Source organism: Micromonospora sp. D75 (assembly GCF_018070405.1).
GTDB classification, from domain to species: domain Bacteria; phylum Actinomycetota; class Actinomycetes; order Mycobacteriales; family Micromonosporaceae; genus Micromonospora; species Micromonospora chalcea.
This window is the reverse complement of sequence record NZ_JAGPXV010000028.1, coordinates 1-20538: the sequence shown is the minus strand read 5'-3', so window position 1 is coordinate 20538 and position 20538 is coordinate 1. Positions and strand designations below refer to the sequence as shown.

The following is a 20538-nucleotide window of genomic DNA, read 5'->3' as shown; positions in this document are numbered from 1 at the left end:
CAACCAGCCAGCCGGCTGGCTGCGCGGCTACGGCGGCATCGAGGCCGACATCCGACAGATGCGGGAGTTCGCCGACCGCCTCCAGGACGAGGTGACGCGCAACTACTCGCCGCATCTGTCGTACATCGCCGACGACATGAGGGCCCCGGTGCCGAACCCGGCCGACGCCTTCATCGAGCTGGTCCATTTCCTCCAGGCCCACCACGACACCCAGACGGCAGCGGTCAGCGCCGTGTGGGACCTGGCACCCGCCACCGGCCGGCTCGCCGACGCCGCCGGCCGGATCGCCAACCACTACGGCGACGCCGACGCGTTCTCCTCCGCACGGGTCACCGACGTCGAACGGGCACTCGCCGGGCCGTCGAGCACCGTCGCCCGCCCGCTGCCGCCACTGGCCGACCCCACCGCCCCCGAACAGAGCCGGGTGATCCTGCCGTGATCGAACGGGGCAGCGGACGCACCTCCGGGCTGACCGACTGGCGGCTGATGGACGTCCTCAGCATGTGGGCGTGCCTCCAGGACCAGGACACCACCGGCCAGTGGAAGCAGGTCGCCGGTTGGCGCAAGGTCTGTGACCTCGCGCTGACCCACCTCAGCCGGCTGCGGGAATACCGGCGCGGCCTCGCCGAGGCCTGGCCGCCCGAGACCAACGCCGCCGCGCGGGCGTACATCGCCGAACTCGACCAGCTCATCGACCGCGTGCAGCGCACCCACGACGCCGCCGCCGCGAACTACGACGCACTCGCCGCCGCCACCCGCGCCATCGGCAGCGCGCGGGCCGAGCTGCAACCCCTGCACGAGGAGTACGAGAAGAAGCTGCGGCAGAAGCGGGCGTACGAGGCGACGATCGCCGACCCGAAGGCGGTGGCGGGTAGCCGGTTGCCGGAACGGCCCCCGGTCACGGACGACGACTTGGAGCAGTTGAACGTACGGGCGCGCGGGTTGATGACGGGGTTGAGCGGCGAGCTACAGCACGCCCAGGTCATGCTTCGACAGCCACCACCCCCGGTTCGGCCTCCCCGCGACGTCTCTGCAGAGGAAATCGGAGGAACCAGCGGGGCCGTCCCCATCATTCCCCCCATCATTCCCGTCGCAACTGGCCCAAGCACAAGGGCTGCCAATGCAGCCGAGCACCTAGAAAAACGGCTCCCAGTAGCAACGAATCATGGGCCTGTGACCGGGCCTGTCCTCGGAGGCATCTCGCCCGGCGCAGCAGGAACGATTCCGCAGCCCCCCGGCCAGGCCAACATCACGCCTCCTGGCCCCGCAAACCTCGGCACGCCGCCAGCGCTTCCGACCAACTTGCCGACGGGCTCCAGATTTCCAGCAGGCGGAAAGCCGTTTGCCGGTCCTCCCCAGCCGGAGAGCCAGCGGAACGGCTCATCTACTGCTCCACGGTCCACCCCACCTGGGCTTATCGGAGGCACACCTGTCGCCGGACAGGGGCAAACGAACCGGCCTGCGCCTCGCAAGGTCAATCCAGTTGGCGGCGTTATCGGCGGAGGAGGAGCAGGCACCTCTCCCACCGGGGCTGCGGGTTCTCGACCTGGGGGCGCTCGCGCCTCTGGCAACTTCGCAGTTCCCGCAAGCGGCAGCGCAGCGGGTGGACCAATGGGTTACCAACCAAAGACGAGCCGCGGACGCGCCGATTACAAGCAAGAATCGGCGTGGGATCCGGATAACCCTTGGGAAACCAAAAGAGGCGTTGATCCAGTGATGCGACCGCCCGAGGATGAGGGCCCGATAGATCCAGGGCCAGCCATTGGCTTCAACAGGTGAGCCTAGATCGCAGCCAGTTCGGTGTAGTTCTACTGGCAACTCTAGCGGCGTTGACGGTCGCAGCGGCAAGTCCGGCACACCTCGAACCAACATCATCTTCGGAACGGCAGTGGCACCTGCAGTACTTAAAGGCAGCGCAGGCGCACAACCTCAATCAGGGCAAAAACGTAATCGTTGCAGTGCTAGACACCGGCGTCACCCCTCATCCCGACCTCGCCGACAACCTACTCAAAGGCGCAGACCTGATTCAAGGTGGAACCAGCGCAGGCCAAATCGATTCCAATGGGCACGGAACGGGGATGGCAGGGCTAATCGGGGCGACAGGCCACGGAGGCTCCGTTCAAGGAATTGCGCCACAGTCTAAAATTCTTCCAGTCGTAGTCACTCCGCCAAACGGTCGCGGCGACCCGGATGTACTGGCAGAGGGAATTGATTTTGCAATTTCACAGGGCGCTAAAGTTATTAGCATTTCCAGCGTAGGCGGCGCAAGTCCCAGACTGGTTCAAGCGATCCGCACCGCAACAGCGGCAAACATAACTATCGTCGCCGCCGCTGGTAACCGACCAGAGGATGCCTTTGTTGGCTACCCCGCCGTCGAGGAAGCTGTAATAGCCGTTGGGGGAATAGACAGAACAGGAGAACATGCCGCAGTCTCGGTCGCTGGGCCGGAGATCGACGTAGTCGCTCCGGCCGTCGACATCTACAGCACCGGTCTCAATGGGGGCTACCGGGTCGGTACCGGTACCTCAGATGCCACCGCGATTGTGGCCGGCGCTGCTGCACTCATCCGCTCCAAGTACCCCAACCTCCCCGCGCAGGAAGTCGCCCACCGGCTGACCGCCACCGCCGTCGACAAGGGACCATCAGGCCGCGACGACCAGTACGGCTACGGCGTCATCGACCTGGTAGCGGCGCTCACCGCCGATGTCCCCCCGCTCGGCTTCGAGTCCTCGAACGTCACGCCACCGGCGTCGGCGGAGGCAGCCCCGGAAAAGGGCGACGACAGCAGCGCGACCGTACGCGGGCTCGCCACCCTGGGTGTGCTGGTGGCGGCGGGCGGCGGATACCTGTTCTGGCGTCGGCGCCGACGTGCCGACGACCCGCCGCCGAGGGTCAGCCGGTAGCGTCGGCGGGGTGTCGACCTCCGTACCGGTGCGCCTCGTGCTCGCCTCGCAGTCTCCCGCCCGCCGCAAGTTGCTCCAGGCCGCTGGCATCGAGCCCGACGTGCTGGTCAGCGGCGTGGACGAGTCGCAGGTGGTCAGCGAGCGCGCCGAGGATCTGTGTCTGGAGTTGGCCCGGTTGAAGGCGCAGGCCGTACGCGATCGGCTGCGGCCGTCGCCGGATGAGCGCACTCTCGTGCTCGGCTGTGACTCGGTGCTGGCCTTCGACGGTGAGATCCTCGGCAAGCCTGATGACGCGGCGGACGCCACCCGGCGGTGGCAGCGGATGCGCGGGCGCAGCGGTGTCCTGCACACCGGGCACAGTCTGATCGACGTGACGCACGAGTCGCGGGCCGAGGCCGTCGCGTCGACCACTGTGCATTTCGCCGACATCAGCGACGAGGAGATCGCCGCGTACGTGGCGACGGGCGAGCCGCTGGCCGTTGCCGGCGCGTTCACCATCGACGGGCTGGGCGGCGCGTTCCTGACCGGGATCGAGGGTGACCCGGGCACAGTGGTGGGGTTGTCCCTGCCGTTGCTGCGCCGGCTGCTCGCCGAGGTGGAGCTGAGCATCGTCGACCTGTGGACGAAGATCGCGCCCGGGGGCCAGGAGATCGAGCATCTCGGCTAACGTCCGGACATGACCACGAAGCCTCTGCCGCTCACCCCGGAACTGCACGCCTATCTGGTGGCCCACGGGTCCGCGCCGGACGAGATCGTCCGGGAGCTGGCCGAGGAGACCCGGGCGGCCCTGCCCGCCGAGGCGGTGATGCAGGTCGCGCCGGAGCAGGCGGCGTTCCTGACGTTCCTGACCCGGCTGCTCGGCGTACGGCAGGCGGTCGAGGTGGGCACGTTCACCGGCCTCTCCTCGCTGGCGATCGCCCGGGGGCTCGCCGATGGCGGGCGGCTGACCTGCTTCGACATCTCCGAGGAGTACACGGGCGTGGCCCGGCGCTACTGGGAGCGCGCCGGTGTGCAGGACCGGATCGAGCTGCGCATCGGCCCGGCCGCCCAGACGCTGCGCGAGCTGCCCCGCGAGCGTTACCTGGACTTCGCGTTCATCGACGCGGACAAGGTCGGCTACCCGGTCTACTGGGACGAGCTGGTGCCGCGCATGCGCCCCGGCGCGGTGGTCGCCGTCGACAACACGCTGCGCGACGGCCGGGTGCTCGCCCCGCGCAACGCCGACGACCGGGCGATCGCCGCCTTCAACGACGCGGTGATCGCGGACGTGCGCGTCGAGGCGGTCATGCTGCCGATCGCCGACGGCGTCACGCTCGCCCGAGTGCTCTGAGCCGGCCCGAACGCAACCTCGCCGACGTGGCGGCAACCCTGAACACCGGATACCGCCACCTCGCCGAAACGGAGTCGATCAAGTCGCGCGGACCGGCGCGGGCAAGGCACGCCCCAGCCGCACCGTCAGCAGCACCGCCACCGCGATGAACGCGGGCAGCAGCAGGAACGCCGGGTGCGGGCCGGCGCCGTCGGCCACCCACCCGAGCGCGACCGGCGCGATCCCGAAACCCACACCCATCGAGTACGCCGACCAGCCCGCCGCCTTGTCGGCGGCCGGACCGGCGACTGCGAGCGCGATGGAGATCGCCAGCGGGTAGTGCAGCGCGTTGCCCAGGCCGAGCACGACCAGGCCGGTGACGGCGAGCCAGCCGACCGTACTGCCCCAGAACAGCGCGAACCCGGCCAGCGAGACGGTGAGCGCGCCGAGCAGCAGCGGCACCGGCGGCCAGCGCAGCGCGGCCCGGCCACCGGCGATCCGGCCGGCGAACATGCCGCAGACGATCGCGGCCACCGCCGCCGACGCCCCGCCCGCGCTCAGCCCGGCGTGGGTCCGCAGCACGTCGGCGGTCCAGAGCGACAGGCAGACCTCGATCGACCCGGTGACGGACATCAGAACCCAGGCGATCCAGTACGCACGCGGCAGCCGCCCCGCTGCCCCACGCACCCCGGAGGCGGGCACCTCCGACGCCGGCATCCCCGGCGCGGGCACGGCCGAAGCGGGCACAGGCGCGGCACCCCCGGACGACACGGTGACGGGAGCGCCCGAAGCGGGCACGGCGGCGTCGGATGCGCCGACGGCGGGGACTGCCGGAGCGGGCGCGGCGGCCTCGGCCACCCCGGACGTGGGGACGGCGGGCACCCGGGTGGATGCGGCCACGGGGACCGGTGTGCCGGCAGCCGCGACAGCGGGGGCGCGGTTCGGCCCGCGTACCCGGAAGGTCAGAGCCGCGAGCGCGACAAGCGTGATCAGCCCGACCTCGACGGCCATCAGCGGTCGCCAGCCGAGGCCGGCGTCGACGCTGGCGCCGATGGTCAGCGGCGCCAGGATGCCCATGCCGGCGCACGCGGCGTTGGCCTCGGTGAGCGCGGCGGGGGCGGCGGGTCCGTGCCGGGCGGTGAGCACCACGCTGACGCCACTGACGATCATCATGCCGAAGGTGGCGATGACCGCGACGGCGGCGAGCGTGGCCGGTAGCGGGCGGAGCAGGCCGAGCGCGGTGACGCCGGCGGCGACGCCGGCGAGGCCGAGCCAGATGGCGGGGCCGCGGCCGAGGCGGCGGGCGACCGGGGCGAACAGCGCTCCGCCGGCCAGCGCGCCGACGGCGATGCCGGTGCTGTGCAGGCCGGCGACGGCGGCGCTGGTGCCCTGTTCGTCGCGGAGCAGCGGTACGACCGGGCCGAATCCGTAGAGGAAGAAGCCCCAGAGACCGAGCTGGGCGTAGGTCAGCCAGGTGATCCGGTCACGGGTGAGGCGGGGCACCGGCCCACGCTACGCGCGGGGCACCGGTGCCCCCTGCCTCCTGAGAGGTACGTCTCCCCTGGTCAGCGGACACTGCGGGCGAACTGGCGGGCGGCCCAGAAAACGCCTGCGGCGGCGAGCACCGCGATGATGCCGAGGCCCTGCCAGACGCGGTCGTTGCCGAGGTCGCCGTTGAACAGCGCGCGGGTGCCCTCGACCGCCCAGGAGAACGGGTTCCACTTGGCCACGCCCTGGAGCCAGCCCGGCGCGAAGGTGAGCGGCAGCAGGATGCCGGAGAGCAGCAGCACCGGCTGCGCGACGGTGTTCATCAGCGGGGCGAGCGCGTCCTCGCTCTTGACCTTGAGCGCGATGCCGTAGGAGACGGCCGAGGTCATCAGCGCGATGAGGGCGAGCATCAGGTACGCCAGGAGCAGGTTGCCGATGAAGACGCGCAGGTCGAACGCGAGCGCCAGCAGCGTGATGATGACCGCCTGCGCGATGAGCGAGACCACGTCACGCAGGGACCGGCCGAGCAGCAGCGCGAGCCGGCTGACCGGGGTGACCCGGGAGCGTTCGATCACGCCGGCCCGCAGTTCGGCGATCAGGCCGAAGCCCTGGAACAGGCCGCCGAAGATGGCCAGCAGCACGAGCAGGCCGGGCACGAAGATCTTGTACGCGGCGGCCTGCGTCGGGGCGTTCAGCGCGGGCTTGAGCAGCGGGGCGAACAGGAGCAGGTACATCACCGGCTGGAAGACGCCGACGAAGATCCACACCGGGTTGCGCAGCAGCAGTTGCGTCTGGCGCTGGAAGATCAGCCAGGTGTCGCGGGCGAGTTTCATGACAGCTTCTCCGGGGGTCAGGACTCGCGCAGCGAGCGGCCGGTCTTGGTGAGGAAGACGTCGTCGAGGCTGGGCCGGTGCAGCTCGATCGAGCGCAGGTCCAGCCCGGCGTGGTCGAGGCGGCGCAGCACCTGCGGGATGGCGGTGGCGCCCTCGTCGACGTAGAGGCGCAGGCCGCCCTCGTCGACGGTCTCCAGCTTGCTCACGTACGCCTCGGTGTCGAGCAGTTCGGCGGCGCGCGGGGTGCTCGGGGCGTCCAGTCCGACGATCACCACCTCGCCGGAGATCTCCCGCTTCAGCTCGGCCGGCGTGCCCTCGGCGACGATCTCGCCGTGATCCATGATCGCGATGCGGTCGCAGAGCGCGTCCGCCTCGTCCAGGTAGTGCGTGGTGATGAAGACGGTCATCCCCTCGGTACGCAGCCGGCGGATCTCGTCCCACATGTGCGCGCGGCTCTGCGGGTCGAGGCCGGTGGTCGGCTCGTCCAGGAAGACGATCTTCGGCTCGTGGATGATGCCGAGCGCGATCTCGACCCGCCGGCGCTGGCCGCCGGAGTAGGTCTTGCACTTGCGGTCGGCGTACTCGGTGAGCTGGAAGGCTTCGAGCGCGCGCTCGGCGCGTCGGTGCGCCTCGGCCTTGCTAATTCCGTAGAGGCGGGCCTGGAGCACCAGCTCCTCGCGGGCGCTCGACTCGTCCCAGGTGCTGCCGCCCTGGGCCACGTACCCGATCCGGCGGCGCACCTCGGCCGGGTCCTTGCGCAGGTCGGCGCCGGCCACGGTGGCCTCGCCGCCGTCCGGCTCGATGAGCGTGGCGAGCATCCGCAGCGTGGTGGTCTTGCCGGCGCCGTTGGGCCCGAGGAAGCCGAAGATCTCCCCCTCGGCGACGTCGAGGTTGACGCCGCGGACGGCGTCCACGGTCTTCGTCTCGCGACCCTCGCGGGAGCGGTACGACTTCCGCAACCCCCTGGTCTCGATCATTTCTGCTCCTGGTCGTCCGGGCGGGCCTGACCGGCCGCCGATCGTCCGCGAGGACGCACGAATCCCCCGCGATTCCTGCCGAGGCTAACGCGATATAGCTTCTTTGGTCAACGTTGATTATGTCGTGTCATCGGGAGCCGTCGGTCCAGCCCGACCAGCCCTCGGCCCGCTCCATCCCATCCGGCAGGTACGACACTCCCGACTCGATCCGCTCCGCGATCCGCTCGCACCACGCCGTCTCCGCCTCGGCGCGGGCCAGCCACAGCTCGAACATCCACCCGACGTGCACCGGCTTGCGGGTGCGTACCCAGTCCGAGTCGAGCGAGGCGCGCATCGACTCGACCCCGGCGCGAAGGAGGTTCGCCCGGTTGCGCAGCGCCGCCGCGGCCTCCTCGCGCGGCATCGCCGGCAGGAAGGAGAACGCCGCCACGAACGGGTCCGGCGGCTCCTGCACCTGCCACCACTGCGCGCGCAGCAGCGTCTCGAACTCGTCCTCCCCCTTCGCCGTCACCTCGTACGTGGTGCGGGCCGGGCGGGCGCCCACCTGCTCGACCGAGACGGTCCGCAGCAGGCCCTCGTCGGTGAGTTTGCGCAGCGCGTGGTAGATCGAGCCGGGCTGCACGTTGGCCCACTTGTCCGCGCTCCAGCTCAGCAGCTCACGGCGCACGTCGTAGCCGTGCACCGGCTGCATCCACCGGACCAGGCCCAGAATCATCATCCTCGTTGCCGACACCGGACAAGCGTAATAGGCAAATTTGACTACAGTGCCGCATCCCACACTGAGCGATCGTTAGGCTCCGCAGGCAGGCCGCTAAACTCCCGGCAACGACCTCCCGGGAGGAGCCTCAAGGTGCGCAAGGTTCTCATCGCCAACCGCGGCGAGATCGCCGTCCGCGTCATTCGCGCCTGTCGCGACGCCGGCCTGGCGAGCGTCGCCGTCTACGCGGACTCCGACCGGGACGCCCTGCACGCCACGCTCGCCGACGAGGCGTACGCGCTCGGCGGCGACACCGCCGCGGACAGCTACCTGCGCATCGACAAGCTGATCGACGTCGCGGCCCGCTCCGGCGCGGACGCGGTGCACCCCGGCTACGGCTTCCTCTCCGAGAACGCCGACTTCGCCCAGGCCGTCATCGACGCCGGGCTCACCTGGATCGGCCCCACCCCGCAGGCGATCCGCGACCTCGGCGACAAGGTGACCGCCCGGCACATCGCGCAGCGGGCCGGCGCGCCGCTGGTGCCCGGCACCCCGGACCCGGTGGGCAACGCGGACGAGGTGATGGCGTTCGCCGTCGACCACGGCCTGCCGGTCGCCATCAAGGCCGCCTTCGGCGGTGGCGGGCGTGGCCTCAAGGTCGCCCGCACCATGGAGGAGATCCCGCACCTGTTCGAGTCGGCCACCCGCGAGGCGGTCGCCGCGTTCGGCCGGGGCGAGTGCTTCGTCGAGCGCTACCTCGACAAGCCGCGCCACGTCGAGGCGCAGGTGCTGGCCGACCAGCACGGCAACGTGATCGTGGTGGGCACCCGGGACTGCTCGTTGCAGCGCCGGCACCAGAAGCTGGTCGAGGAGGCGCCCGCGCCGTTCCTCACCGACGCCCAGCGCGCCCAGATCCACGACAGCGCCAAGGCCATCTGCCGCGAGGCCGGCTACCACGGCGCCGGCACCGTGGAATACCTGGTCGGCGCGGACGGCACGATCTCCTTCCTAGAGGTGAACACGCGGCTGCAGGTCGAGCACCCGGTGACCGAGGAGACCGCCGGCATCGACCTGGTACGCGAGCAGTTCCGCATCGCCGACGGGGAGAAGCTGCGCTTCACCGAGGACCCGACGCCGCGCGGACACGCCATCGAGTTCCGGATCAACGGCGAGGACCCGGGCCGCAACTTCCTGCCCGCCCCGGGCACCGTCACCGCGCTGCGCCTGCCCTCCGGGCCGGGCGTGCGGGTGGACACCGGCATCTCGGCCGGCGACGTGATCGGCGGCAACTTCGACTCGCTGCTCGCCAAGGTGATCATCGTCGGCGAGACGCGCGCCGAGGCGCTGGAGCGGGCCCGCCGGGCGCTCGACGAGATGGTGGTCGACGGCATGGCCACCGCGCTGCCCTTCCACCGCCTGGTGATCCGCGACGAGGCGTTCACCGCCGAACCGTTCACCGTGCACACCCGGTGGATCGAGACCGAGTGGGACAACACCGTACCGGCGTTCACCGCCGCCGCCGGCGCCGCCGACGAGCCGGCCGAGCGCGAGACCGTCGTGGTCGAGGTGGGCGGCAAGCGGCTGGAGGTCGTCCTCCCCGCCGGGCTCGGCGCGGGTACGGCGGCAGCCGCGCCCGCCGCGAAGAAGCCGGCCCGCCGGGGCGGCGGAGGCAAGGCGGGTGCCGCGGTCAGCGGCGACACGCTCACCTCGCCGATGCAGGGCACGATCGTGAAGATCGCGGTCGCCGACGGCGACGAGGTGGCCGAGGGCGACCTGGTCGTGGTGCTGGAGGCGATGAAGATGGAGCAGCCGCTGCACGCGCACAAGGCCGGCACGGTCAGCGGGCTCGCCGCCGAGGTCGGCGCGGTGATCACGTCCGGCGCCGCGATCTGCACCATCGCCTGAGGTGTAAGGAAGGGCCCCTTCTTAACGCCTGAGGTAGTGAAGGGGCCCCTTCTTAACAGCGCCAGGCCGGGTGGTGTGAGCCACCACCGGGGGCGGGCACGGCCCGGGGCGGGAATGATGGCCGGGTGCGGTTCCTTCACGGCGCGGTCCCCGCGCACGACCTGACCTACAACGACGTCTTCATGGCGCCCAACCGGTCCGAGGTGGGCTCCCGGCTCGACGTCGACCTGGCCACCACCGACGGGACCGGCACCACGATCCCGCTCGTGGTGGCGAACATGACGGCCGTCGCCGGCCGGCGGATGGCCGAGACGGTGGCCCGGCGCGGCGCGGTGGCGGTGATCCCACAGGACATCCCGATCGAGGTCGTCGCCGACGTGGTGGGCTGGGTCAAGCAGCGGCACCTGGTGCACGACACGGCGATCGCCCTCGGCCCGACCGACACCGTCGGCGACGCCATCCACCTGCTGCCGAAGCGGTCGCACGGCGCGGTGGTGGTGGTCGACGGGGACGGCCGGCCGATGGGCGTGGTGACCGAGGCGGACACCGTCGGGGTGGACCGCTTCGCCCAGCTCCGGCACGTGATGTCGACCGAGCTGCACACCGTGCCGGCGGACGCGGACCCGCGTACCGGATTCGACCGGCTGTCGGCGGGCCGGCGGCGGATCGCGCCGGTGGTGGACGGCGACGGCCGCCTGGTCGGGGTGCTGACCCGGCAGGGCGCGCTGCGCGCCACGCTGTACAAGCCCGCGGTGGACGACCGGGGGCGGTTGCGGATCGCCGCCGCCGTGGGCATCAACGGCGACGTCACCGGCAAGGCCGCCGCGCTGCTGGAGGCCGGGGTGGACACGCTCGTCGTGGACACCGCGCACGGGCACCAGGAGCGGATGCTCCAGGCGCTGCGGGCGGTCCGCCGGCTGGACCCGCCGGTGCCGGTGGCGGCCGGGAACGTGGTCACCGCTGATGGCGTACGCGACCTGGTCGACGCCGGTGCGGACATCGTGAAGGTGGGCGTCGGGCCGGGCGCGATGTGCACCACCCGGATGATGACCGGCGTGGGCCGTCCGCAGTTCTCCGCGGTGCTCGACTGCGCCGCGGCGGCCCGCTCGCTGGGGCGGCACGTGTGGGCCGACGGCGGCGTACGCCACCCGCGCGACGTGGCGCTGGCGCTGGCCGCGGGCGCGTCGAACGTGATGATCGGCTCCTGGTTCGCCGGCACCTACGAGTCCCCCGGCGACCTGTACACCGACGCCGACGGGCGGCGCTACAAGGAGAGCTTCGGCATGGCGTCCTCGCGTGCGGTGAGCGCCCGTACGGCCGAGGACAGCGCGTTCGACAGGGCCCGGAAGGCGATCTTCGAGGAGGGCATCTCCTCGGCCCGGATGTACCTGGACCCGAACCGGCCCGGCGTCGAGGACCTCATCGACGAGATCATCTCGGGGGTGCGCAGCGCGTTCACGTACGCGGGCGCGCGCAGCCTGGAGGAGTTCCACGAGCGGGCGCTCGTCGGTGTGCAGAGCGCCGCCGGCTACACCGAGGGGATGCCGCTGCCGACGAGCTGGTGATGTTCGGTCCCGCTCAGTCGAACAACCGCCTGATCACGGTACGGGCGGCAGCCTCCGGGTCGTCGCCCACCCGTGGCGGCAGCGCGCCGGAGAGCCAGAGCGTGGCGAAGCCGTGCACGATCGACCAGGCGGCGAGCGCGTCGGCGTCCGGCTCCCGCCCGGTGTGCCGGGCCACCCCCTCGCGCAGCACGTCGCCGGAGCGGGCGCGGGCGGCGACCAGCTCCGGGTCGTCGGCCCGGTACAGCTCGGGCCGGAACATGACGTCGAAGTGCGCCCGGTGCCGCACCGCGAACCCGACGTAGGCCACGCCGGTGTCGAGCAGGTCGTCCCCGGCCTGCCGCAACGCGTCGGCGAGCAGTTCGAAGCCCTGGGTGGCGAACGCGGTGAGCAGCCCGGCCTTGTCACCGAAGTGGTGCGCCGGCGCGGCGTGCGAGACCCCGGCGCGCCGAGCCAGCTCACGCAGGCTCAGCGCGGCCGGTCCGGACTCGGCGATCGCCTCGGCGGCGGTGCTCAGCAGGACGCGGCGGAGGTCGCCGTGGTGGTACGAGGCCATGCAGTCACCCTAACTTGTCATTGACAAGATGGCACCATCGCCGCAATCTTGTCAGCGACAAGATGCTCGTCGGAGGGATCGACAATGGCACCCCTGATCGCACTGCTCGCCGGCACCGCGCTGGCCCGGATCGCCGGCCTGCTCGGCGTGGACGCCCTGGACGGGTGGCACCCCGCGCTGCGAGTGGGGCTGGCGCTGATGTTCGTGCTGACCGGCGTGGCCCACTTCGCGTCCCGTCGCGACGACCTCATCGCGATGGTCCCGCCGTCCCTGCCCCGGCCGGACCTGCTGGTCACAGTGACCGGCGTACTGGAACTGGCCGGCGCGCTCGCGCTGCTGTTCCCGGCCACCGCGCGCCCGGCGGCGGCCGGGCTGGCACTGCTGATGCTCGCCATGTTCCCGGCCAACGTGTCAGCCGCACGGCGACGCCTCACGCTCGCCGGGCGCCCGGTGACGCCGCTCGGCGTCCGTACCGTGCTCCAGGTCGTCTTCGTGGCCGCGGCGCTGGCGGTGACCCTCGGCGGATGACCCGCCGCGGGCCCGGCGACCCCGCCCGCCCACGCCGACCGGCGGAACCCGGCTCAGGCCCGGGACGGCTCCGTCTCGGCGGGCCGGGACTCCCCAGTCTCCCCATGGCGAACTGTCGGCAGGCGCAGGCAGGCGACCAGGCCGATCAGCAGGAAGCCGGCGCCCGCGAACGCCGCGTACCGGGTGGCGTCGGAGAACGCCGCCTTCGCCTCCTCGGCGATCGGCGCGGTACGCGGGTCCGCCTCCAGCCCGCCGATCGCCGCGCCGGCGCTCTCCTTGACCGCGCTGACCACCTGGTCCCGCTGGGCCGGGTCGAGGCCGGGCTGGTCGGCCAGGCGGTCGCCGAGCAGCCCGCCGAGGCCGGCGAAGAGCACGGTGCCGAGCACCGCGATGCCGAGCGCGGAGCCGACCTGCCGGGCGGTGCTCTGCAGGCCCGAGCCCTGGCCGCTGCGGCGTACCGGCACCTCGGACAGCGAGACGCCGGTGAGCTGGGCGGTGGCCAGGCCGACGCCGACGCCGTAGACGAACAGGAAGCCCACCGGCGCCCACCAGCTGGTGTCCGGCGCGACCACGAATCCGAGCCCGGCCACGCCGACCAGTTCGGCGGCGACACCGAGCTGGACCACCCGGGCCGCGCCCCAGCGCTGGGTCAGCGGCGCGCCGATGCCGCTGGCCAGGAAGCTGCCGACGGCGAGCGGCAGCAGCGCCAGGCCGGTCCGGAAGGCGCTGTAGCCGAGCACGTTCTGGAACCACAGCGGCAGCGCGAACAGCAGGCCGAACTCGCCCAGGCTGACGATCGCGGCGGCCAGGATGCCGTTGCGGAACGAGCCGATGCCGAACAGCGACAGGTCGAGCAGTGCCGGACGGCCGGCCCGGTTGCGGCGTACCTGCTGGGTCAGGAAGAGCCCGAGCGCGGCGAGCCCGAGGAGCGCGGCCACCGGCACCGGTGAGATCGACGCGGTCCAGTCCAGCCCGAAGAGGCTGAACGGCCGTTCCCGCTCCCACCAGCCGTAGGTGCGGCCCTCGATCAGCGCGAAGACCACGCCGGTCATGCCGATCACGGAGAGCAGCGCGCCGGTGAGGTCCAGGCCGCGTTCGGCCCGGTCGTCGCGGGACTCGGCCACCAGCACGAGCGTCGCCACGATCACGGCGAGGCTGACCGGGACGTTGATGCCGAAGGCCCACCGCCAGGAGTACGTGGTGGTGAGCCAGCCGCCGAGCAGCGGCCCGAGCGCTGCCGCGCCACCGATGGTGGAGCCCCAGACGGCGAACGCGATGCCCTTCTCCCGGCCGGTGAAGTTGGCGTTGAGCAGGGAGAGCGAGGTGGGCAGCATCATCGCCCCGCCGACGCCCTGGAGCACCCGGGCGGCGATGAGCGTCTCGCCGGAGCCGGCGAGCGCGGCGAGGACGCTGGCGACCACGAACACTGTGACGCCGACGAGAAACATCCGCCGCCGTCCGGACCGGTCGGCGAAGCGGCCGGCGACCAGCAGCAACGCGGCGAAGACCAGGGTGTACGCCTCCTGCACCCACTGCGCGTCGGTGGAGGTGATGTCGAGGTCCCGGATGATCTGCGGCACCGCGACGTTCACGATGGTGGCGTCCACGATGATCATCGCTACGCCGAGGCTGATGGCCAGCAGCCCGAACCAGCGTCCGCGCCCGTCGCCGCGCATGGCGCCCTCCCTTTAGCTAGATTTTCTAGCTACCCGAAGTGCTAGCTTTATCCCATGGAGGGGGTGCCGTCAACCGGGGAGCCCGCACCGGGTCCGCCGCCGAGCAGCGAGACCTCCCGGGCGCTGCGCGAGGTGCTGCGGATCGCCGGTGACACCCGGGCCGCGCTGGCCCGCCGCCTGGGCCTCAACTCGACCGACGCCGCCGCGATCCATCACCTGATCTCCAGCCCGGAGCCACTGGGCCCGGTCGAACTGGGCAACCGGCTCGGCATCCGGTCCGCCTCGGCGACCACGCTCGTGGACCGGCTGGTGCAGGCCGGTCACGTCGCCCGGGCCCCGCACCCGCACGACCGGCGTCGGCTCAGCCTCCAGGTGACCGAGAGCGGCGTGGGTGAGGTGCTGGAGGCGCTGCGCCCGATGCTCGTCGGCGTCGACCGGGCGGTCTCCCGGCTCACCCCCGAGCAGGCCGAGGCCACCACGGCGTTCCTGCGCGAGGTCACCGAGGTGATGCGCGAGTACGTCGCCACCGCCCCGGACGAGCCTCCGCGCGCCCGCGCCGACCGCGGCTGAGGAGATTCTCAGAAATAGTTTGGGCCCTGATGGTTCGGGAGCTAATCTGACGCTCGTGAACATGGGCCCGCTCGTCCGCTTCCCCGACGCCCTGCACCACGCGCCACTCGGCCGGCTGGTCTCCATCGCCGGCCACGTCGTCGAGCAGCACTGGGGGCGTTACCTCGCCGAACACCACGGGCTCACGTCCGCCGGCATGCGGGTCCTGATGATCCTCCTCCGATCCGGCGACGTGAGCCACCGGGAAATGGCCGAGCTGTGCTTCGTCCGGCCCGCCACGCTCACCGGCATCGTGGACACCCTCGAACGCGACGGCTTCGTCACCAGGCGCCGCGCGCCCGAGGACCGCCGCACCGTCCGGCTCGCCCTCACCGACAAGGGCGGCGAGCACGCCCGCACCATCATCGACATGATCCACAGCGACCGGCCACTGACGTCCGTCGACGCCGACCCGGACAAGCGGGCGGTCATCCGCGAGTTCCTGATCGAAATCATCACCGGCATGTCCGACGGAGACCTCCGTCGGTTGAACCGGGACAGCGAGTCCGACACCGAGCCGCCAACGGGGAGCCATCCGTGTTGATCCGCCTGCTCCGCACACATCTACGCCCGTACCGACGATGGCTGGTCGCCGTGGTGGCGTTCCAGTTCGTCGGCACCATCGCCTCGCTCTACCTGCCCAGCCTCAACGCCGACATCATCGACCGCGGCGTCGCCGTCGGCGACACCGACCAGATCCTGCGTACGGGCGGCTGGATGCTGCTGGTCAGCCTGCTCCAGATCGCCTGCTCGATCGCCGCCGTCTACTTCGGGGCGAAGACCGCGATGGGCTTCGGCCGCGACGTGCGGGGCGCCATCTTCCGGCGGGTGAACAGCTTCTCCGCCCGCGAGGTGGCCCGGTTCGGCGCGCCGTCCCTGATCACCCGCAACACCAACGACGTCCAGCAGGTGCAGATGCTGGTGCTGCTGAGCTGCACCATGCTGGTCGCCGCGCCGATCATGAGCGTCGGCGGCGTGGTGATGGCGCTGCGCGAGGACGTCGGGCTCTCCTGGCTGATGCTGGTCTGCGTACCGGTGCTCGCCGTCGCGCTGGGCCTGATCATCCGCCGGATGGTGCCGGGCTTCCGGCTCATGCAGACCCGGATCGACACCGTCAACCGGGTGATGCGCGAGCAGATCACCGGCATCCGGGTGGTCCGGGCCTTCGTCCGGGAGCCGTACGAGACCGACCGGTTCCGGGCGGCGAACACCGACCTGACCGCCACCGCGCTGCGGATCGGACGGCTCCAGGCGCTGATCTTCCCGATCGTGATGCTGGTCCTGAACGTCTCCAGCGTCGCGGTGCTCTGGTTCGGCGCGGCGCGCGTCGACTCCGGCCAGATCCAGGTCGGCGCGCTGACCGCGTTCCTGCAGTACCTGATGCAGATCCTGATGGCGGTCATGATGGCCACCTTCATGCTGATGATGGTGCCCCGGGCCGCGGTCTGCGCCGAACGCATCGAGGAGGTGCTGGACACCGACTCGTCGGTGGTGCCGGCGCCCGACCCGGTCACCGAGGTCACCGGCCACGGCGAGCTGGAACTGCGCGGCGCCGGATTCCAGTACCCGGGCGCGAGCGCGCCGGTGCTGCACGACATCTCGTTCCGCGCCGAACCGGGCCGGACCACCGCGATCATCGGCTCCACCGGCGCCGGCAAGACGACGCTGCTGACCCTGATCCCCCGGCTCGTCGACCCGACCGCCGGCGCCGTCCTGGTCGACGGCGTGGACGTCCGGGAACTCGCCCCGGAGGAGCTGTGGCGGCGGATCGGGCTGGTACCCCAGCGGCCGTACCTGTTCAGCGGCACCGTCGCCAGCAACCTGCGGTACGGCAACCCGGACGCCACCGACGCGGACCTGTGGGCCGCGCTGGAGATCGCCCAGGCGCGTGACTTCGTCGCCGAGATGGCGGGCGGACTGGACGCGCCGATCGCGCAGGGCGGCACGAACGTCTCCGGTGGCCAGCGGCAACGGCTGGCGATCGCCCGCGCGCTCGTACGCAAACCGGAGATCTATCTCTTCGACGACTCCTTCTCCGCGCTCGACCTCGGCACGGACGCCCGGCTGCGGGCCGCCCTCAAGCCGGTCACCGCGGACGCGGCGGTGGTGATCGTGGCCCAGCGGGTCTCCACGATCGTCGACGCCGACCAGATCATCGTGCTCGAGGACGGGGGTGTCGTCGGGATGGGACGACATGAGGAACTGCTGGAGAGCTGCCCCACGTACGCCGAGATCGTGGCGTCGCAGCAGACGGCGGAGGTGGCCGCGTGAGTGCGCCGGTACCGCAGCAGAAGAACGAACCGAAGCGGCTGCCTCCGGCCGGACGCCGGCCCGCCGGTGGACCGCCGCACATGAACATGGGCATGCCGGCCGAGAAGGCGATGAACTTCGGGCCGTCGGCGCGCCGCCTGCTGGGGCGGCTGCGGCCGTACCGACTCCAGCTCACCGGCGTGCTCGCGCTGGCCCTGGGCAGCGTCGGGCTCACCGTCGTCGGACCGAAGGTGCTCGGCCACGCCACCGACATCATCTTCAGCGGGGTGATCGGGCGGCAGCTCCCACCCGGCACCACCACCGAGGCGGCGGCGGAGGCGGCCCGCGCCGAGGGCAACGGCAACTTCGCCGACATGCTGGCCCGGATGGACGTCATCCCCGGCGCCGGCATCGACTTCGACGCGCTGGGCCGGGTGCTGGCGTTCGCGGTGGTGCTCTACATCGGCGCGAGCATCCTGCAGTGGGCGCAGGGCTGGGTGCTCAACGGGGTGGTGCAGCGCACCGTGCTCAAGCTGCGCGCCGACGTGGAGGACAAGCTCAACCGGCTGCCGCTGCCGTACTTCGACAAGCAGCCCCGGGGTGAGCTGCTGAGCCGGGTCACGAACGACATCGACAACGTGTCGCAGACGCTGCAGCAGACGCTCAGCCAGTTGCTCACGTCGCTGCTCACAGTCGTCGGCGTACTCGGGATGATGTTCTGGATCTCGCCGTTGCTGGCGCTGGTCGCGCTGGTCGCGGTGCCGCTGTCGGTGGTGGTCACCGGCCAGATCGCGAAGCGGTCCCAGGGCAAGTTCATCGCGCAGTGGAAGCACACCGGCGAGCTGAACGGCCAGATCGAGGAGGCGTACACCGGGCACGAGCTGGTCAAGGTCTTCGGTCGGCAGAAGGAGGTCGAGGCCGCCTTCCACGCCAAGAACGAGGAGCTGTTCCGGGCCAGCTTCGGCGCGCAGTTCGTCTCCGGCATCATCATGCCGGCGATGTTCTTCATCGGGAACCTCAGCTACGTCGCGATCGCGGTGGTCGGCGGGCTGCGGGTGGCGTCGGGCTCGATGAGCCTCGGTGACGTGCAGGCGTTCATCCAGTACTCGCGGCAGTTCACCCAGCCACTCACCCAGGTCGCCTCGATGGCCAACCTGCTGCAGTCCGGCGTGGCCTCGGCCGAGCGGGTCTTCGCGGTGCTCGACGCCGACGAGCAGAGCCCCGACCCGGCCGAGCCGGCCCGGATCGCCGACCCGCACGGGCGGGTCGAGTTCGAGCACGTCTCCTTCCGGTACGACCCGGAGAAGCCGCTCATCGACGACCTGTCCCTGGTCGCCGAGCCGGGCCACACGGTCGCCATCGTCGGTCCCACCGGCGCGGGCAAGACCACGCTGGTCAACCTGGTCATGCGGTTCTACGAGCTGGACGCCGGCCGGATCACGCTGGACGGGGTGGACATCTCCACGATGCGCCGCGACGACCTGCGCGGCCGGATCGGCATGGTGCTGCAGGACACCTGGCTGTTCGGCGGCACCATCCGGGACAACATCGCCTACGGCCGCCCGGACGCCACCGAGGAGGAGATCCTGGCCGCCGCGCGGGCCACGTTCGTGGACCGGTTCGTCCGCAGCCTGCCGGACGGCTACGACACCGTGATCGACGAGGAGGGCAGCAACGTCAGCGCCGGCGAGAAGCAGCTCATCACCATCGCCCGCGCGTTCCTGGCCGAGCCGTCGCTGCTGATCCTGGACGAGGCGACAAGCTCGGTGGACACCCGCACCGAGGTGCTGCTCCAGCGCGCCATGGCGGCGCTGCGCTCGGACCGGACGAGCTTCGTCATCGCGCACCGGCTCTCCACCATCCGCGACGCCGACCTGATCCTGATGATGGAGCAGGGCCGGATCGTGGAGCAGGGCACCCACGAGCAGCTCGTCGCCGCCGGTGGCGCGTACGCCCGGCTCTACCGGGCGCAGTTCACCGGCGCGGTGATCACCGACGAGGTTCCGGCGCCGGCACCGGCCGGCCCGCCGAACGGAATGCGTGCCGGCGCCGGCACGCCGGTCGGGAACTGACGTGGACCCGGCCACAGGTCCGACACCGGTCCCCGTCCGGGTGCCTTCCCGGCACCCGGACGGGCCGGGGTCAGACCGGGAGCAGCGTCGCCGACCGGCTCGCGACCACCGCGCCGATCAGGCCCAGCGCCTGCGCGGCGGGCATCGGGTCGAGCACCCGGCCGTCGCGCAGACGCAGCGAGAGCGACCCGTCGGCCGCCTCCCGGGGGCCGATCACCCCGGTGTACGGGATGCGCCTGCGGGCCGCGTCGCGGATGCGGGCGCCGAGCGAGCCGGCATGGTCCACCTCGGCCCGCAGCCCGGCCGCCTCGGCCCGGCGGGCCAGCCCGGCGGCCGCGTCGGCCTGCGCCGCGTCGAGCGGGAGCAGCAGCAACTGCACCGGGGCGTACCAGGCGGGGAACGCGCCCTCGTGCACCTCGATCAGGTACGCGAACAGCCGCTCCATGCTGCCGACGAGGCTGCGGTGCACCATCACCGGCCGTTTCCGGCGGCCGTCCGAGTCGGTGTACGACAGGTCGAACCGCTCCGGCTTGTCGAAGTCGAGCTGGACGGTGGAGATGGTCGACTCCCGGCCGGCCGCGTCCACTATCTGAATGTCGATCTTCGGGCCGTAGAACGCGGCCTCGCCCGGCGCCTCGACGACGTCCACCCCGTCGAGCGCCGCGCGCAGCAGGTCCTCGGCCCGCGCCCAGCTCGCGTCGTCGCCCACGTACCGCTGGCCCGGCCCGCGCAACGACAGCCGCAACCCGGCGGGACGCACGCCGAGCGCGGCGTGCGCCTCGCCGATCAGCCGCAGGACCTCGCGGACCTCGTCACCGACCTGGTCCAGCGCGCAGAAGGTGTGCGCGTCGTTGAGCGAGATGGCGCGCACCCGGGACAGCCCGCCGAGCACCCCGGAACGCTCCGCCCGGTACATGCCGCCCAGCTCGGCGATCCGCAGCGGCAGCTCCCGGTAGGAGCGGCCCCGGGCGCGGAACACCAGCGCGTGATGCGGGCACAGCGCCGGACGCAGCACGAACTCGTCGTCGGCGCTCAGCCGCATCGGCGGGAACATGTCGTCGGCGAAGTAGCCGAGGTGCCCGGACAGCTCGAACAGCTCCCGTTTGCCCAGCGGCGGCGAGTAGACGTGCCGGTAGCCGGCCCGCCGCTGGGCAAACGGGAGCTGTTCGAGCT

At 71.6% G+C, this 20538-nt stretch carries 19 protein-coding genes; 11 read left to right on the top strand and 8 right to left on the bottom strand.

The features are described from left to right. A partial coding sequence (locus tag KBX39_RS03405) for a hypothetical protein (RefSeq protein WP_312245884.1) occupies window positions 1-439 on the top strand: 439 nt, incomplete at its 5' end. A 292-nt stretch (window positions 440-731) separates the two neighbouring features. Here the strand turns inward: KBX39_RS03405 and KBX39_RS33990 are convergent. Continuing rightward, entirely contained in the window at window positions 732-986 is a 255-nt protein-coding gene (locus tag KBX39_RS33990) for a hypothetical protein (RefSeq protein WP_064447650.1), read from the bottom strand. An 843-nt stretch (window positions 987-1829) separates the two neighbouring features. On the opposite strand from KBX39_RS33990, the gene KBX39_RS03395 reads away from it, so the two are divergent. Genes KBX39_RS03395 through KBX39_RS03385 form a run of 3 tightly spaced genes read left to right on the top strand, consistent with a single transcriptional unit; the run spans window position 1830 to window position 4233 of the window. Continuing rightward, the gene (locus KBX39_RS03395) at window positions 1830-2903 is read left to right on the top strand and encodes a S8 family serine peptidase (protein ID WP_210869135.1); all 1074 of its coding nucleotides are present in this window, start codon (window positions 1830-1832) and stop codon (window positions 2901-2903) included. A 10-nt stretch (window positions 2904-2913) separates the two neighbouring features. Then, window positions 2914-3570 carry a nucleoside triphosphate pyrophosphatase gene (locus KBX39_RS03390; RefSeq protein ID WP_210869133.1) on the top strand — a complete coding sequence of 219 codons (657 nt, stop codon included), beginning with the start codon at window positions 2914-2916 and terminating at the stop codon, window positions 3568-3570. Between the two features lie 9 nt (window positions 3571-3579). Next, window positions 3580-4233 (top strand): O-methyltransferase, encoded by a 654-nt coding sequence (locus KBX39_RS03385; protein ID WP_043326681.1) that lies wholly within the window; start codon window positions 3580-3582, stop codon window positions 4231-4233. 78 nt (window positions 4234-4311) lie between these two features. Here the strand turns inward: KBX39_RS03385 and KBX39_RS03380 are convergent, their stop codons facing one another. From KBX39_RS03380 to KBX39_RS03365, 4 genes are all read right to left on the bottom strand, one after another. After that, window positions 4312-5715 (bottom strand): sugar MFS transporter, encoded by a 1404-nt coding sequence (locus KBX39_RS03380; RefSeq protein ID WP_166455847.1) that lies wholly within the window; start codon window positions 5713-5715, stop codon window positions 4312-4314. A gap of 62 nt (window positions 5716-5777) precedes the next feature. Further along, window positions 5778-6533: an ABC transporter permease gene (locus KBX39_RS03375; protein ID WP_104113248.1), complete on the bottom strand. Its 756-nt coding sequence runs from the start codon at window positions 6531-6533 to the stop codon at window positions 5778-5780. Window positions 6534-6550: 17 nt separating this feature from the next. Then, window positions 6551-7510 carry a daunorubicin resistance protein DrrA family ABC transporter ATP-binding protein gene (locus tag KBX39_RS03370; protein ID WP_043326688.1) on the bottom strand — a complete coding sequence of 320 codons (960 nt, stop codon included), beginning with the start codon at window positions 7508-7510 and terminating at the stop codon, window positions 6551-6553. A 127-nt stretch (window positions 7511-7637) separates the two neighbouring features. Then, window positions 7638-8228, bottom strand: a complete 591-nt coding sequence (locus KBX39_RS03365) for a PadR family transcriptional regulator (protein ID WP_043326691.1) — start codon at window positions 8226-8228, stop codon at window positions 7638-7640. Window positions 8229-8360: 132 nt separating this feature from the next. Between KBX39_RS03365 and KBX39_RS03360 the strand changes: the two genes are divergently transcribed. Then, window positions 8361-10112, top strand: a complete 1752-nt coding sequence (locus tag KBX39_RS03360) for a biotin carboxylase N-terminal domain-containing protein (RefSeq protein WP_069087149.1) — start codon at window positions 8361-8363, stop codon at window positions 10110-10112. A gap of 125 nt (window positions 10113-10237) precedes the next feature. After that, window positions 10238-11677 carry a GuaB1 family IMP dehydrogenase-related protein gene (locus KBX39_RS03355; protein WP_043326696.1) on the top strand — a complete coding sequence of 480 codons (1440 nt, stop codon included), beginning with the start codon at window positions 10238-10240 and terminating at the stop codon, window positions 11675-11677. Between the two features lie 13 nt (window positions 11678-11690). On the opposite strand, the gene KBX39_RS03350 is transcribed toward KBX39_RS03355, so the two are convergent. Beyond that, window positions 11691-12230, bottom strand: a complete 540-nt coding sequence (locus KBX39_RS03350) for a TetR/AcrR family transcriptional regulator (protein WP_043326698.1) — start codon at window positions 12228-12230, stop codon at window positions 11691-11693. 84 nt (window positions 12231-12314) lie between these two features. On the opposite strand from KBX39_RS03350, the gene KBX39_RS03345 reads away from it, so the two are divergent. Beyond that, entirely contained in the window at window positions 12315-12758 is a 444-nt protein-coding gene (locus KBX39_RS03345; RefSeq protein WP_064447644.1) for a DoxX family membrane protein, read from the top strand. 53 nt (window positions 12759-12811) lie between these two features. On the opposite strand, the gene KBX39_RS03340 is transcribed toward KBX39_RS03345, so the two are convergent. Then, window positions 12812-14434, bottom strand: coding sequence for an MFS transporter (locus KBX39_RS03340; protein ID WP_210869131.1), 1623 nt, complete (start codon window positions 14432-14434; stop codon window positions 12812-12814). Between the two features lie 54 nt (window positions 14435-14488). Between KBX39_RS03340 and KBX39_RS03335 the strand changes: the two genes are divergently transcribed. From KBX39_RS03335 to KBX39_RS03320, 4 genes are all read left to right on the top strand, one after another. Then, the gene (locus KBX39_RS03335; RefSeq protein WP_064447643.1) at window positions 14489-15004 is read left to right on the top strand and encodes a MarR family winged helix-turn-helix transcriptional regulator; all 516 of its coding nucleotides are present in this window, start codon (window positions 14489-14491) and stop codon (window positions 15002-15004) included. A gap of 61 nt (window positions 15005-15065) precedes the next feature. Further along, window positions 15066-15587, top strand: coding sequence for a MarR family winged helix-turn-helix transcriptional regulator (locus tag KBX39_RS03330; protein WP_043330646.1), 522 nt, complete (start codon window positions 15066-15068; stop codon window positions 15585-15587). Further along, complete coding sequence (locus tag KBX39_RS03325) at window positions 15581-17314, top strand: ABC transporter ATP-binding protein (protein WP_030501234.1); 1734 nt, start codon at window positions 15581-15583, stop codon at window positions 17312-17314. Before KBX39_RS03330 ends, KBX39_RS03325 begins: the two co-directional genes overlap by 7 nt. An 80-nt stretch (window positions 17315-17394) precedes the next feature. Beyond that, on the top strand, window positions 17395-19365 hold the full coding sequence (locus tag KBX39_RS03320) for an ABC transporter ATP-binding protein (protein ID WP_247659837.1): 1971 nt from the start codon (window positions 17395-17397) through the stop codon (window positions 19363-19365). A gap of 70 nt (window positions 19366-19435) precedes the next feature. Here the strand turns inward: KBX39_RS03320 and KBX39_RS03315 are convergent. Continuing rightward, window positions 19436-20538, bottom strand: a 1103-nt coding sequence (locus KBX39_RS03315; protein ID WP_210869128.1) for an aminoacyl--tRNA ligase-related protein, incomplete at its 5' end; no start/stop codon positions are given.

Excerpts from the sequence above, each read along its gene's own strand:
- KBX39_RS03340 (WP_210869131.1), bottom strand. The coding sequence starts at position 14,434 with ATGCGCGGCGACGGGCGCGGACGCTGGTTCGGGCTGCTGGCCATCAGC.
- KBX39_RS03370 (WP_043326688.1), bottom strand. The coding sequence starts at position 7,510 with ATGATCGAGACCAGGGGGTTGCGGAAGTCGTACCGCTCCCGCGAGGGT.
- KBX39_RS03375 (WP_104113248.1), bottom strand. The coding sequence starts at position 6,533 with ATGAAACTCGCCCGCGACACCTGGCTGATCTTCCAGCGCCAGACGCAA.
- KBX39_RS03335 (WP_064447643.1), top strand. The coding sequence starts at position 14,489 with ATGGAGGGGGTGCCGTCAACCGGGGAGCCCGCACCGGGTCCGCCGCCG.
- KBX39_RS33990 (WP_064447650.1), bottom strand. The coding sequence starts at position 986 with ATGACCTGGGCGTGCTGTAGCTCGCCGCTCAACCCCGTCATCAACCCG.
- KBX39_RS03320 (WP_247659837.1), top strand. The coding sequence starts at position 17,395 with ATGAACATGGGCATGCCGGCCGAGAAGGCGATGAACTTCGGGCCGTCG.
- KBX39_RS03385 (WP_043326681.1), top strand. The coding sequence starts at position 3,580 with ATGACCACGAAGCCTCTGCCGCTCACCCCGGAACTGCACGCCTATCTG.
- KBX39_RS03365 (WP_043326691.1), bottom strand. The coding sequence starts at position 8,228 with ATGATGATTCTGGGCCTGGTCCGGTGGATGCAGCCGGTGCACGGCTAC.
- KBX39_RS03345 (WP_064447644.1), top strand. The coding sequence starts at position 12,315 with ATGGCACCCCTGATCGCACTGCTCGCCGGCACCGCGCTGGCCCGGATC.
- KBX39_RS03330 (WP_043330646.1), top strand. The coding sequence starts at position 15,066 with ATGGGCCCGCTCGTCCGCTTCCCCGACGCCCTGCACCACGCGCCACTC.
- KBX39_RS03350 (WP_043326698.1), bottom strand. The coding sequence starts at position 12,230 with ATGGCCTCGTACCACCACGGCGACCTCCGCCGCGTCCTGCTGAGCACC.